The organism is Paraburkholderia sp. IMGN_8 (assembly GCF_038050405.1).
Classification (GTDB): Bacteria; Pseudomonadota; Gammaproteobacteria; order Burkholderiales; family Burkholderiaceae; genus Paraburkholderia.
Genome location: NZ_CP150901.1, coordinates 1,070,241 through 1,082,980, shown reverse-complemented (window position 1 = coordinate 1,082,980; position 12,740 = coordinate 1,070,241). Strand labels below are relative to the sequence as shown.

General features: G+C 61.4%; 11 protein-coding genes and 1 pseudogene. 4 read left to right on the top strand and 8 right to left on the bottom strand.

The window, feature by feature from the left end; all coding sequences use genetic code 11:
• Positions 1-49 precede the first annotated feature (49 nt).
• The 3 genes from WN982_RS26160 to WN982_RS26150 are packed head-to-tail and all read right to left on the bottom strand — an operon-like array spanning position 50 to position 2,371.
• Complete coding sequence (locus WN982_RS26160; RefSeq protein ID WP_341318516.1) at positions 50-526, bottom strand: PaaI family thioesterase; 477 nt, start codon at positions 524-526, stop codon at positions 50-52.
• Positions 519-1,514: a fumarylacetoacetate hydrolase family protein gene (locus WN982_RS26155; RefSeq protein ID WP_341318515.1), complete on the bottom strand. Its 996-nt coding sequence runs from the start codon at positions 1,512-1,514 to the stop codon at positions 519-521. The genes WN982_RS26160 and WN982_RS26155 overlap by 8 nt, the downstream gene beginning before the upstream one ends.
• Positions 1,511-2,371: an ABC transporter substrate-binding protein gene (locus WN982_RS26150; protein ID WP_341318514.1), complete on the bottom strand. Its 861-nt coding sequence runs from the start codon at positions 2,369-2,371 to the stop codon at positions 1,511-1,513. Before WN982_RS26150 ends, WN982_RS26155 begins: the two co-directional genes overlap by 4 nt.
• Positions 2,372-2,536: 165 nt before the next feature.
• Between WN982_RS26150 and WN982_RS26145 the strand changes: the two genes are divergently transcribed.
• From WN982_RS26145 to WN982_RS26135, 3 genes are all read left to right on the top strand, one after another.
• Positions 2,537-3,103 carry a cupin domain-containing protein gene (locus WN982_RS26145; protein WP_341318513.1) on the top strand — a complete coding sequence of 189 codons (567 nt, stop codon included), beginning with the start codon at positions 2,537-2,539 and terminating at the stop codon, positions 3,101-3,103.
• Positions 3,104-3,153: 50 nt separating this feature from the next.
• The gene (locus WN982_RS26140; protein ID WP_341319425.1) at positions 3,154-4,029 is read left to right on the top strand and encodes a 3-keto-5-aminohexanoate cleavage protein; all 876 of its coding nucleotides are present in this window, start codon (positions 3,154-3,156) and stop codon (positions 4,027-4,029) included.
• A gap of 153 nt (positions 4,030-4,182) precedes the next feature.
• Positions 4,183-5,424, top strand: a complete 1,242-nt coding sequence (locus WN982_RS26135) for an MFS transporter (RefSeq protein ID WP_341318512.1) — start codon at positions 4,183-4,185, stop codon at positions 5,422-5,424.
• 245 nt (positions 5,425-5,669) lie between these two features.
• Here WN982_RS26135 and WN982_RS26130 read toward each other — a convergent pair.
• The 5 genes and pseudogenes from WN982_RS26130 to WN982_RS26110 form a co-directional block, all read right to left on the bottom strand.
• A pseudogene (locus WN982_RS26130) lies at positions 5,670-6,660 on the bottom strand (transketolase C-terminal domain-containing protein).
• Entirely contained in the window at positions 6,657-7,508 is an 852-nt protein-coding gene (locus tag WN982_RS26125) for a transketolase (protein WP_341318511.1), read from the bottom strand. The pseudogene WN982_RS26130 and the gene WN982_RS26125 overlap by 4 nt, the downstream one beginning before the upstream one ends.
• 27 nt (positions 7,509-7,535) lie before the next feature.
• On the bottom strand, positions 7,536-8,864 hold the full coding sequence (locus WN982_RS26120) for an MFS transporter (protein ID WP_341318510.1): 1,329 nt from the start codon (positions 8,862-8,864) through the stop codon (positions 7,536-7,538).
• A gap of 143 nt (positions 8,865-9,007) precedes the next feature.
• On the bottom strand, positions 9,008-9,757 hold the full coding sequence (locus tag WN982_RS26115; protein ID WP_341318509.1) for an SDR family NAD(P)-dependent oxidoreductase: 750 nt from the start codon (positions 9,755-9,757) through the stop codon (positions 9,008-9,010).
• Between the two features lie 116 nt (positions 9,758-9,873).
• Positions 9,874-10,770: a LysR substrate-binding domain-containing protein gene (locus WN982_RS26110; RefSeq protein WP_341319424.1), complete on the bottom strand. Its 897-nt coding sequence runs from the start codon at positions 10,768-10,770 to the stop codon at positions 9,874-9,876.
• A 449-nt stretch (positions 10,771-11,219) separates the two neighbouring features.
• Between WN982_RS26110 and WN982_RS26105 the strand changes: the two genes are divergently transcribed.
• Entirely contained in the window at positions 11,220-12,101 is an 882-nt protein-coding gene (locus WN982_RS26105; RefSeq protein ID WP_341318508.1) for an ATP-binding cassette domain-containing protein, read from the top strand.
• The last annotated feature ends 639 nt before the right edge of the window (positions 12,102-12,740 follow it).

Below are 12,740 nucleotides of genomic sequence, written 5' to 3'. Positions count from 1 at the left end.
ACTTGCGACGATGGACTACCCGGGATATCGAAGACAACGCGGTGTGAAATCAGCCGCGCACATCGAATACTGCAAACGGGGCTGTGGCAGTGGCGACGCACCGCGTCCTTGCTGCATCGTGCAGATTGGCTTCCACGAACGACACGCGAGCGCCCAGACGTTTGACGCGGGCATCGGCGACGAACTCTCCGACATACCCCGGCTCGATCATATTGACGGTGAGACTGATGGTTGCGCACGTGCGACCGGGCGGAAGCTGCGAGAGCAAGGCCAATGCCATCGCAAGATCGAGCATCGATGCAAGGGTCCCACCGGATACCACGCCATTGCCTTGGACCGAGTAGTCCGGCGCGGTGAAACCAATAGACAGCGCCCCTGCGCGACCCGCAAGCAAGGTGGCGCGAAGAGAGACCAACGCGGGGTTCATGTCGAGCCTGACGTCCCGAGCTTGCGCCGACAGAAGATCGTGAAGCAAGGCACGATCGGGATTGTCGCGGCGTACTGTCGCTTCGGTCAGGTCAGCCATGTTGTTGTGCGATGCAGATCTGTCGCTGGCGGCCCAGTCCTTCGATCTCAGCCTCCATCACATCCCCATCGCGCAGAAAGCGGTTGTAGTGCGTGCCGTTGCCGGCGGGCGAACCGGTACAGATAACGTCGCCGGGCAAAAGCCGCGAATAGCGCGAAATATATTCGATCTGGCGCTCGATGCCGAACAGCATGTCGGCGGTCGTCTCGTCCTGCATGACCTGTCCCGACACCGTGAGCCGCATCTGCAGACGATGCGGCTGCGGCACAAATGCCTTCGGCACCAGATACGGCCCGAGCGGCAGAAAGCCTGGCTGCCCCTTCGAGCGCAGCCAGTCGGTGCCCAACATCCTGTAGTCGGTGCGTGGAATGAGATCGCGCGCCGATATGTCGTTGACGATGGTGTAACCCGCCACGTGGTCCAGCGCCTGCTCGCGCGGAATCTGGTAGCCGCCACGTCCAATCACGACGGCCAGCTCCAGTTCCCAGTCCGGTTTCACTGTCGTGACCGGCAACACCAGCGGATCGAACGCCCCGGAGACAGCGGAGACCGGCTTCGTGAATGCGTAAGGCTCCCCGTTCGCGAGCCGTTCATCCATCATGGTCTCCGCCCAGCGTCGAAGCCCGGCTTCGTCGAGTCCGTCAGGGCCGATCTTCGCATCCACCGTCAGATCGACGACATGCTTGCGGTAATTCGCACCTGTGCAAAAAATCTGGCGCGGCAGATCGATGGCCGGGTGTGTATACAACTCGGACAGCGCATACCATCCGCCCTCTTCTCCCGAGACTTTCGCGGCGAGACGGCCCAGCGCGGGCTCGCTCGTCGACCAGGTCTCGAGAAGCGCCAGCACGCCCGGCGCGTTTGCCAGATCGCGTTCACCATAAACCGCCGCCAGTTCGGCAAGCGAGGTCACGCGATCATTCACGACGAAGCCGACAAACCGGGCACCATCCCCCACCGAAAACGTTCCAAGCGCATATCGCTTCACTTCATGCCTCCCATGCATTGCTCGACCATCGAATCGTCGACGATGGTCCAATAGTCATTGTCCGCACCCACCAGGCCGAGCGACCGGCGGTGCGCGATGAGCAGCGCGATGCCCTCCGTCGTCGGGCGCAGCGAGCCGGGGTTCTGCGCGATCATCGCCTCTGCAACGGTGCCCGGAAAACCGGCCGCCAGCACCGCCTGCCGCGCAGATTCCGCGTTCCCGCTAATGCGACGGCGGGCGCGCTCCAGCGCTCGCAGCCATGCCGCGACATTGGGGTTCGCCTCGCCAGCCTTGCGCACGACGACCCCCTGGCCGGGAAAGTCTGGGTACGATTCCTGCACACTGGCGATGCGCGCGAAGCCCGACGCAACCGCCATCGAATCGAAGGGCGGTCCCAGCAAGGTTGCGTCGCCCTGTCCCGCCACGAGCGCGTCGAAGCGCTCCTTGACGCCGCCTGCGGGCGTCAGGCGCACTGCATCGGATGCGACGCCCGCATCGCGCAGCATGGCCCTGAGCGCAACGACGAAGCCGTTGTCCGGCGCATCGACCAGCAGGTCCGCGCCACGCAGATCGTGCAGGTTGCGCAGTTGCGGCCGCGCGACCACCGTCAATGGCGTGGTTCGCTCGACCTGAGCGACGACGCGAAAGTCTCGCGGCCCCGCGCGGCGGTTCCAGCCGATGACATTGTCCATCGACGTCACGACCGCATCCACGTCCCCGGCCACGAGAGCGTCAAACTGCTCATCCGACGAGCAGTTGCGATCGGCGTGGACCGTCATTGCCTGTGCGTCCTGACTTGCGACGAGCGCAAGCAGCGGCGGCACAAACCACATCACGCGAATTTTCTCTGTCTCCATGAATCCCGGCCGTTGTAATTTGCTTGCCGCCATTACAAAACGGACCGTTCATATTTGTCAAGCGTGAATGCGGCCAAAAATCGCGAATCTTCCCTGCTCAATTTCCCTATTGACAGTCAACCACGACTGATTAACGATACGGTACGACTCGTTAATGGAGAAAACATGGAGACGCTGGTAAAGGATCAGGGCTTGCAGCAGGCGAACACGGACGGGTATCGCCCGGTCAGGCGGATCGTCACGGGCACCAACACCCAAGGTAAGTCCTGCTTCGTGTCGGATGGACCTACACCGAACAGAACGAACCGGCCGGGGCTGCCACTCGCGCACGTCGTGTGGGCCACAGGCGAAGCGCGTGCAGCCGGCGACGAACCGGCGCCGGCCGGTCACGCGTTCGGCTTCCATTCGAAAGGCGGCTCGTTGCTGCGTATCGTCGACTTTCCGCCCGACGAAAACTACGACGAAGCGCAACTCAAGCAATTCCTCGACGACAGCGGCGTGCGCGACAAATCCGGCGCACGGCATTTCTGGTTCCACAAAACGGAGTCGCTCGACTATGCAATCGTGCTCGAAGGGGAAATCTGGGCGCTGCTCGACGAAGGAGAAACACTCATGCGCCCCGGAGACGTTCTGATCCAGCGCGCGACTAATCACAGCTGGGCGAACCGCTCGGACAAGCCGTGCCGGATGGCGTTCGTGCTGTTCGATCTCGTCGAAGGAGAGCCGCTGTGAGCAAGGCGATCATTACGTGCGCAGTGACAGGTGGCGCTCATACACCCTCCATGTCGCGGTTTCTGCCGGTCACGCCGGAACAGATCGCAGCCGAATCCATCGCGGCCGCGGAGGCCGGCGCCTCGATCATTCATCTGCACGCCCGCAATCCCGAGGACGGCCGCCCCTCCGGCGACCCCGACATCTTCAGACGCTTCGTGACGGCCATCAAGTCATCCACCAACGCCGTGATCAACATTTCGACGGGCGGCGGCGGTCCGAACATGCCCATCGAGGAGCGCACGGCGGCAGGCCGGGCGCTCAAGCCCGAGATGTGCTCGCTCAACATGGGCTCGCTCAACCTGGTGCTATCGGAGATGGCCGAACGCGAGCGCGAATGGCGGCATGACTGGGAGGTGCCGTTTCTGAAGGGCACGCGCGGGCTGATCTTCCGCAATACCTACGACGACATCGAGTGGATTCTCGAGCATGTCGGAAAGGTCGGCGGCACGCGCTTCGAATTCGAGTGCTACGACGTCGGCCATCTGTACACCCTGCAGTACTTCCTGGAGAAGGGTCTCGTGAAGCCGCCGCTTTTTGTGCAAACGGTATTCGGCCTGCGCGGCGCGATGGGCGCCCACGCCGAGGACCTGCTGCATCAGAAGCGCACCGCCGACCGGCTGTTCGGCAACGACTACAACTGGTCCGTGCTGGCGGCCGGCAGGCATCAGATGCCTGTCGCGACGATGGCGAGTCTGATGGGCGGCAACGTCCGGGTCGGCCTCGAAGACAGCCTGTATATCGGCCGCGGCGAGCTTGCTCAAAGCAACGCTGACCAGGTGCGCAAGATTTGCCGGATTCTCGACGAACTGGGCATCGAGATCGCCTCGCCGGACGAAGCGAGACGGATGCTCGATCTGAAGGGTCACGATCAGGTGGCCTTCTAACAATACCGGACAGGGATCGCCCCCGGTCGCTGACTTGAAACCGGCGGCGATCCCGGACCCGGCGCTCGATGTCCGTTGTTCTGTCCGCGGACAGTGACACGTTTCCTGGCGCCCTGCGTCAGGAGCAGCCAATACAAGAACGTTGGAGACGACATGACTCATCTTTCCCCTGAAGCCCGGCCGGCACGCGTCGCCGGCACGCGACATGGCTGGCTCCTGATGGCCAGTTGCTGGCTCTCTTCGACCGGTGCAGTGCTGATTGCCCCTGTCCTTCCGCAGATGCGACACGACTATGCGGGCGTCCCGAATGCGGACGTGCTGACGCTGATCGTGCTGGTCATTCCCGCGCTAATGATCGCGCTGTTCAGCCCGCTGGTCGGATCGCTGGTCGACGCGTTCGGACGCAAGCGCCTTTATCTGGCCGCGGTTGCGATTTATGCGGTTGCCGGCGTCTTGCCGTTCTGGCTGAAAAACCTCTACGCGATCGCCGCCTCGCGCGCGGTGATCGGTCTCGCGGAGGCGGCGATCGTCACGATCGCCACCGCGCTCGTCGCCAATTATTTCTCCGGTGTGCAGCGACAGAAATGGCTGACGATGCAGCACGCGTCGGCCTCCGTCGTGGCCGCCTTGATGTTCGCGGTGGGCGGCGGGCTCGGCAGCCTGGCGGCGGGCTGGCGCACGCCTTTCCTGGTCTACGGATGCGCGGTCCTGTTCCTTCCGTTTATCGCGGTGATGATCTGGGAACCCGAGCAAACGCATGCGGAGCATGCACCCGTTCAGAAGTTGCCCTTTCCGTGGCGCGAGGTCGGCCCCCTCTGCCTGTTTATCCTGTTCGCGTCTGTCATGTTCTTCGTCGTGCCGGTCCAGATCAGCTTTTTGCTCAGCGCGCGCGGCGTCACGGCACCGCCGACTCTTGGTTTCGGGGGTGCCATCGCCAATGCCGGCATACCCGTGGGTTCGTTTGCTTTTCACCGGCTCGCGCGATGGCCGATCAACCGGCTTCTGGTCCTCGCCTTCGGACTGCTCGGCTTGGGCTTCATTATCATCGCATCGTGCACAGGCGTGAACGCGACCGTTGCGGGCGCTTTTCTTGCCGCGGCGGGCGCCGGCATGGCGCTTCCGCTACTCGGCACGTGGACACTGGCGCGCGTGCCGTTCGCGCAAAGCGGTCGAGCTACTGGCGGGTATATGGGATCGTTCTTCCTCGGTAATTTCCTGAGTCCGCTCGTTGTCGAATCGGTTCGCAGGTTCTCCGGCGGACTCATCCAGACGGTCGCCTGGATGGCAGGGGCATGCGCCGTAACGGCCGTTGCAATCCTGGTCCTGACACTTGCAAAGCGGGGACCCAGAGAATCGGTACACGCAGCACAGGCAAACCGGGTCTCACTCGGTTAACGTTTCTTCGCCCGGCGCTGGACAGCCGGGCTTGCTCCTGCGCCCCTTCCTCTAACGTCTGGCGGCGGTCGTCTTTTTCGCGAATCCCGGCCACTCAAAAACCTAAAGGTTAGCTGCTTATCGAACGAGAATGAAAAGGCCCACCGTGACGGTGGGCCAAATCCATCCCGGATGAAGACAAGACGAGACGTCTCTGAAGATCCTGTATGGAAGCAGTTATACCTTTGTAGTAACGCCTGCCGCTTTCACGCTAGCCACTGCTTTATGTTACCCGCCATCAAGCTCGTCGAGATCCCGTAGCGGTCGTGAAGCGTCGGCATCGAGGAACGCGTCCGGCAACGCAACCTGCCTGAAGGTGCATGACACGTCCGAACTCAGCAGCGTCGTCGCCACCGCCTCACCCAATCCGCCTATGACCGTGTGATTCTCTGCGACCACGACCATGCGACCACTCCGCTTCGCCTCGCGGATGATGGTCTCGGTGTCGAGCGGCTTGATGGTGGGCACGTGCAGCACGGCGGCGTCCACCTTGTCCGCTTCCAGCGCCTTCGCCGTTTCGAGGGCGCGCATCGTCATGATGCCGGACGAGATGATCAGTACGTCCGACCCATCCCGAAGCATCTTGGCTTTGCCCAGTTCGAACTGGTAGTTGTACTCGTCCAGCACGGCCGGTACATTGCCGCGCAGAAGCCGGGCGTAGACCGGGCCCTCGTGCGCCGCGATGGCCGGCACCATCTGCTCGATGTCGAGCGCATCGCACGGGTCGATTACCGTCATGTTCGGCATTGCTCGCATGAGTGCCAGGTCTTCGGCCGCCTGGTGGCTCGGGCCGTAGCCGGTCGTGAGTCCCGGCAGAGCGCAGACGATTTTCACATCCAGGTCGTCTTCGGCGATGGCCTGGTGGATGAAGTCGTAAGCGCGGCGCGTCGCGAACACCGCGTATGTGGTCACGAACGGCTGCGCACCCTCGTGAGCAAAGCCAGCGGCCGCGCCCATCAGCAGTTGCTCGGCCATTCCCATCTGGTAATAACGCTCCGGAAACTCCTTCGCGAAGATGTGGAGGTCGGTGTATTTCCCGAGGTCGGCGGTCATGCCGACGACGTTGGTCTTGGTGCGAGCCAGCTCGACGAGCGCATGGCCGAACGGCGCCGAGCGAGTAACTTGTCCTTCGCCCGCGATGGACGCAATCATCGCCGAGGTCTTCAGGCGAGGCTTTTTATCGACGACCGAACTCATGCTTTTCTCCCTGCGAAAGTCTCATCAAGTGCTTGCAACGCCAACTGCCACTCGTCTGCATCGACGCGAATAAAGTGGTTCTTCTCCCGTTCTTCGAGGAAGGGCACGCCGCAGCCCATCTTCGTATCGCATACGATGATTCGCGGCTTCGCTTCCTGCAGGTTGCGCGCGTTGTCGAAGGCTTCCTTCACGACATCGATATCGTTGCCGTCGATACGCTGCACATACCAGCCGAAGGCTTCGAGCTTCGGAACCAGCGGCTCGAAGGCCATGATCTGCGTCGATGGGCCATCGGCCTGCTGGTTGTTCACGTCGATCATCGCGATGAGGTTGTCGAGCTTCCAGTGCGCCGCCGACATCAGGCCTTCCCAGATCGCGCCTTCGTCGAGTTCCCCATCCGAGAAGAGCGTATAGACGAACGACCTCGAGCCTTTGCGCTTCAGGCCCAGGCAACGGCCAACCGCAATGGTCAGGCCCTGGCCGAGCGATCCGCCGGACATTTCCATCCCCGGCGTGTAACTCGCCATGCCTGACATCGGCAGACGGCTGTCGTCGCTGCCATACGTCTCGAGCTCGTCCTGCGGAAGGATGCCCGCTTCGAACAGGGCAGCATACAGCGCGATGGCGTAGTGGCCGTTCGAAAGCAGGAACCGGTCGCGGTCTTCCCACTCGGGATCGGCGGGACGATAATTCATCGCGCCGAAATATGAAACGGCCAGCACGTCGGCAATGTCGAGGGCCTGCCCGATATAGCCCTGGCCTTGCACTTCGCCCATCAGGAGGGCGTTGCGTCGGATGCGATAGGCGCGCTCGGCGAGCGTCACATCCTCGAGAATTGGAGTACTCATTTGCGTGTCTCCTTAAAAGAGTCGGATTCAGCGGTTGACGGTCTTCGCGGGAACGAAGAACACCAGCACCGCGCCAAGCACGACGGCCGCTGATATGAAGATGAGGCCTGCGGTCGGCTTTCCCGTGAAGTCGTTGAGCCATCCAACGATGGCCGGCGAGAAGAATCCTGCGAGGTTTGCGAAGCAGTTGACCGCGGCGATGCCGGCCGCCGCGGACATGCCGCCGAGCACCGCCGTAGGCAGCGCCCAGAAGAGCGATGACGACGCGAGAATGCCCGCGGCAGCGATGCTCACACATACGATCGAGGCGCCCACGCTGCCTAGCATCGGCAAAGTGGCAAACCCGGCAGCCGAGACCAGCAGAGGAATGGCGAGATGCAGGCGGCGTTCGCGGCGCTTGTCCGCGCTGCTTCCGAGCAGCGGCAGCGCGATGATGGCGCAGATGTACGGAATCGCGGTCAGGATACCCACCCACAGCGGGTCCGCTACACCCGTGCGCCGGATGATCGTCGGCAGCCAGAACGTCAGGCCGTATTGACCCAGAACGACGCAGAAGTAAATCCCAGCCATCAACCACAGTCGGCGGTCACCGACGAACGAGCGGATGGACCCGTGCTCGGTCGTTTGCGTGCGGTCGTTCTCGACGTTGCGCTTGAGCAGGGCCTTTTCGTCGTCGGTCAGCCACTTGGCGCCCGCAATGCCGTTGTCAAGGTAAAGGATGATGGCAAAGCCCAGAACCAGCGAAGGAAGAGCTTCCAGCATGAAAAGCCACTTCCACCCTGCGAGACCGTGTACGTCCTGGAACGCATGCATGATCCAGCCCGACAGCGGGCCGCCTACGATGCCGGCCAGCGGAATCGCCATGAAGAACATCGAGAGCGCCTTCGCGCGCCGCGCGGCGGGAAACCAGTACGTGAGGTAGAGAATCACCCCCGGAGCAAAGCCGGCTTCCGCGACGCCGAGCAGGAAGCGCAGAACATAGAAGAGCGTGGGCGACTTCACGAACACGAAGCTCGCGGAAATCAGTGCCCATGTCAGCATGATGCGAGCAAGCCAGTTGCGAGCGCCGACCTTATGCAGGATGACGTTGCTCGGTACTTCAAACAGAAAGTAACCGAGAAAGAAAATGCCCGCGCCGACACCGTATATGGTTTCAGAGAAGCGCAAGTCGTTGAGCATCTGAAGCTTGGCGAAACCGACATTCACCCGGTCCAGATATGCACCGAGGTAGCAAAGCATCAGGAAGGGAATGAGCCGGCGTGCGACCTTCGTATAGGTTCTCGCTTCGAAGCTTGCGACATCGCCGGGAGCGGACAGCTCTGCACCGATTCCCGGTGCGGCCAGTTTGGATTTCATGGGTGTCTCCTGTCGGCCGAACTCACCGGTCAGCATTGAGTTCAGCGTCGAACTTTGGGGCCGCTCAAGCGGCGCGACGCCTCGGTTGATCCGGGTGCGTCATGAACATGCACCGGTATGCCAGCGCACACGGGTGCAGAACGTCAGTGAATCAGCATGCCGCCGTTGACATCGAGCGTGATGCCGGTGAGATAGGTCGAGAGTCCGCTTGCGAGGAAGAGGCAGGCGTTCGCAATGTCGTTGGCTTCGCCGAGACGTCCGAGCGGAATGCCTTTGATGATGTCCGCACGCATTTCCGGCGTGAGCTTGTCGCCCGTGATGTCGGTCTGAATGAGACCGGGCGTGATGGAGTTCACGCGGATATGGTCGCCGCCAAATTCGCGCGCCATCGCTTTGGCGAGCCCGAGCACGCCTGCTTTCGCCGCGCTGTAGTGCGGTCCGCCAAAGATGCCGCCGCCGCGCTGTGCCGACACCGACGACATGCAGACGATGCTGCCGCTTTGCTGCTTCTTCATTTGCGGGATGACCGCCTGGGACATATACAGCGTCCCGAGCAGGCTCACGCCAATGACCGCGTCGAAGTTGTTACGGGTGATATCGAGTGTCTTGATCGGCTGCGTAATACCGGCGTTGTTCACCAATGCGTCGATACGGCCATACTTGGCGACGACGGCATTTGCGGCGGACACACACGCTTCCTTGTCCGTCACGTCGCAAGCCACGCCAAGATGCCCGTCGCCGAGATCGCGTGCGGCGCTTTCGGCGTCGGCCTGATTCAGGTCGAGGATGGCTATGCGCGCGCCTTGCGCCGCCATCACTTTCGCCGTTGCCTTGCCGATGCCGCGTGCCGACGCCGCGCCTGTAATGACGACCACTTGATTCTCGAGCAACATGTCGCGTCTCCGTTGATGAACTAGGTGTAGCTCGAAGTTTCGTCGTCCCCCGGCTACGCATCAACGCAGTTTCATTCAACTGAAGCTGAGAAATTTTCAGGTCCTAGCGTTTTTCCCTAAGAACCAGACGCACCGCGTTCGATCTCATTTTCGATCCACGACAGAAACTTGCCGACCCTCGGAAGTTCGACGTTCTGACTAGGGTAAACCAGATGATGCGCCGCAACTTCCACTGACTGGCTGCTGTCGAATACCTGGACGAGTTCGCCGTCGCGAATCTTCCGCGAGGCCATCATGGTGCTTTCTAGCGCTATTCCGAGACCAAGCGCCGCTGTCTCGATAGACATGTATGAACGGTCGAACGAGAAGTCAAACGTCTTGCTCTGGCCAGCCACCCCAACTCGCCCAAACCATTGCCGCCATTGGACCAGAGGCGTTTCGGAATAAATAAGCCGGTGACTGAGCAAGTCTTCGGGGTTGGCAACGGGGTGACGCTCCAGGTATCGAGGTGACGCTAGCGGGGCGATGAATTCTCCGCGCACAGTCTTTACTTTGAGGTTGTTCCATCCGCCGTAACCGTGCCGGATATCAATGTCGTAGTAGCCGTTCGAGAACGAAACGTCTTCGTATGAACACGCGACGTTCAATTGAACATCTCCGTTGGCCTCCTGGAAAGACGACAGCCTCGGTAGCAGCCACATGAGCCCAAAGCTCGGGCTTGAATGCACGCGCAGGATGTCAACATCTTTGCGACTTGAAGCGCGCTCGGTTGCCCGGCTTAGGTCCGCCAACGAGCCCGTTACGTCCGACAGATATCGCTCGCCCGTGGGCGTCAGGATGAGGCCGCGCCCGGTTCGCTGAAACAAGGGGTGACCGATCATCAATTCGAGATTGCTCAACTGGTGGCTTACGGCCGACGCCGTCAGGCCGAGTTCCTCGGCAGCGCGGTTTACGCTTTTCGTCCGGGCAATAGATTCGAAGGCAATGATCGCCTTGAGCGGTGGAATACGCATAGTCAAATTTTTTTCAGGCGCAGTTGAAGAAAACTGCATTGCTCACTGATGGTCAACGCTGCCATTCTCACACCAAGCGGCGTGGAAACGAATAGAAAAAGCAAGCCTCCTCTGCGCCGGGGCGGCGGGATGACAGGACCCCCGCTCCAATACAAGCATTGCGCGATGCAGCATCGCGCAGGAGACAAAACATGACCCATCCGAATCCCTCCTCAGTTCGGCGCAACGATCTATCAACCGTGGCGACGATGCCCGAGTCGACGCGGCACAGTGTGAGCGCCTAATGCTTAGGGACGTCTAGCTGGTTCCCTGAGGGCCTTCACGCCGGCTACATTCCTTTCGGCTTAGGGAATCACCCTGACACATATTGTGCGCTCCTCCTCGCCGTCGGAGCACGGCACGAGGTGCTCGCAGCATGCGTCCAGATTTCGTTTCAATGGAGATTTGCGATGGCTCAACAGCCGTATTTGCTGCATGCACGTTCGATCGTCAAGAGCTTCGGCCCGACGAGCGTATTGAAGGGATTCGATCTATCCATCGCGCCGGGCGAAGTTCATGCATTTCTCGGCGGCAACGGCGCGGGGAAGTCCACGTTCATCAAGATCATCTCGGGCCAGCATGAGCGGGATAGCGGCACGCTCGAGTTCGATGGACACGAAATGGGCGCTTCATCAGCATCGCCTGTCGATTCGGGAATGATCGCGCTCGTTAATCAGGAGCTGGCGTTGCTGCCGCATCTTTCGGTCGCGGAAAACGTCGCGCTGCCGCGCCTGCATCGCGCTATGCGCACCTACAGCGAGCGCGCGTCGAAGGCGCTCGCAATCGAAGCACTGTCGCTGATCGACCCGCACTTCGCGCGAGAGTCGGTGGGACGTCTGGTAGGCGATCTGACACTGCACGAACGACAACTCGTGGAGATTGCCCGCTCGCTCGGTTCCGGCGCGAAGCTTTTGCTGCTCGACGAGCCGACTGCCAACCTCACCGCAGCAGAGACGGCGCGCCTCTTTGCCGTCCTGCGCAAACTGATAGCGGACACCGAACTCGCCGTCCTCTTCGTGTCTCACCGGATGTGCGAGATTCGGCAGATCGCGGACGTGTGCACCATCATCCGCGACGGCAAGACAGCTGTCGACCGCGTGCTTCTCGGCGATATCACCGACCGCGAAATCGTCGACTTCATGGGACAAAGCGCCGTGCCTGACGAGCGCGTCGACAGCGAGGTGGAAGAAGCGATCCACCTGAGCGCGGACAGCGTGCCGTTCCGCCATGCGATTCCGCGACGGCTTTCACGACGGCAAGACCCACCCCCAAACCGCCGGCGCTCGCCGTAATCGTTCTGCTGGATTGCACGAAAAGATCGAATATCTGCGTCATACGAAGCGCGTCCCGGTCGATCCGCGTCGCGTCCATCAAATCCTCGGCCAGCCGGGCAATCTGTGCGACCTGCGGATGAGCTGGGTGGCGATCTGGAGCGGAGTCAACGGTCGGCGAAGCTCGTGCGCCACCATCGCGACAATCTGATTCTTCATCTGCGGGGCGTTGACGTAGCCGCTGGCTGGTCGGGAGGCATTGAAGCGAAGGACGGTAGTCGGGCTCAGAGGGCGTTCATTAATTCCATCGGTGTCGTCAGCGTGGCGAGCGCCGGGAGTACCGACGGACCACCGGAAAGACGTTGAATAAATTGACATGCTGATCTCCACTTCGCGCCCGGCGACCACCCACAACCGGCGGTACGCAAACGCCCGCCTCGCAAGAGCGACCCGAAGATCACTGGTATGCGCAGGTTGAAATAGCAGCGTCCCGCGGACGACGTGGTAAGTCTATACGCTGGCGTTCAGACCAGTAAAAACAACTGCATCAAGAGCGCCAGGTTCACATTGCTGCAACCGACAACGCCTCGGTAGGAGGCGGCAGCAGGAACTTGAGCTACAGGTCTTGACCGCTACCGTACAGACATCCCCCGCCGGACA

Coding starts and splice junctions, on each gene's coding strand:
- WN982_RS26145 (WP_341318513.1), top strand. CDS start 2,537: ATGGAGACGCTGGTAAAGGATCAGGGCTTGCAGCAGGCGAACACGGAC.
- WN982_RS26125 (WP_341318511.1), bottom strand. CDS start 7,508: ATGAGTACTCCAATTCTCGAGGATGTGACGCTCGCCGAGCGCGCCTAT.
- WN982_RS26135 (WP_341318512.1), top strand. CDS start 4,183: ATGACTCATCTTTCCCCTGAAGCCCGGCCGGCACGCGTCGCCGGCACG.
- WN982_RS26110 (WP_341319424.1), bottom strand. CDS start 10,770: ATGCGTATTCCACCGCTCAAGGCGATCATTGCCTTCGAATCTATTGCC.
- WN982_RS26160 (WP_341318516.1), bottom strand. CDS start 526: ATGGCTGACCTGACCGAAGCGACAGTACGCCGCGACAATCCCGATCGT.
- WN982_RS26140 (WP_341319425.1), top strand. CDS start 3,154: ATGTCGCGGTTTCTGCCGGTCACGCCGGAACAGATCGCAGCCGAATCC.
- WN982_RS26115 (WP_341318509.1), bottom strand. CDS start 9,757: ATGTTGCTCGAGAATCAAGTGGTCGTCATTACAGGCGCGGCGTCGGCA.
- WN982_RS26105 (WP_341318508.1), top strand. CDS start 11,220: ATGGCTCAACAGCCGTATTTGCTGCATGCACGTTCGATCGTCAAGAGC.
- WN982_RS26150 (WP_341318514.1), bottom strand. CDS start 2,371: ATGGAGACAGAGAAAATTCGCGTGATGTGGTTTGTGCCGCCGCTGCTT.
- WN982_RS26120 (WP_341318510.1), bottom strand. CDS start 8,864: ATGAAATCCAAACTGGCCGCACCGGGAATCGGTGCAGAGCTGTCCGCT.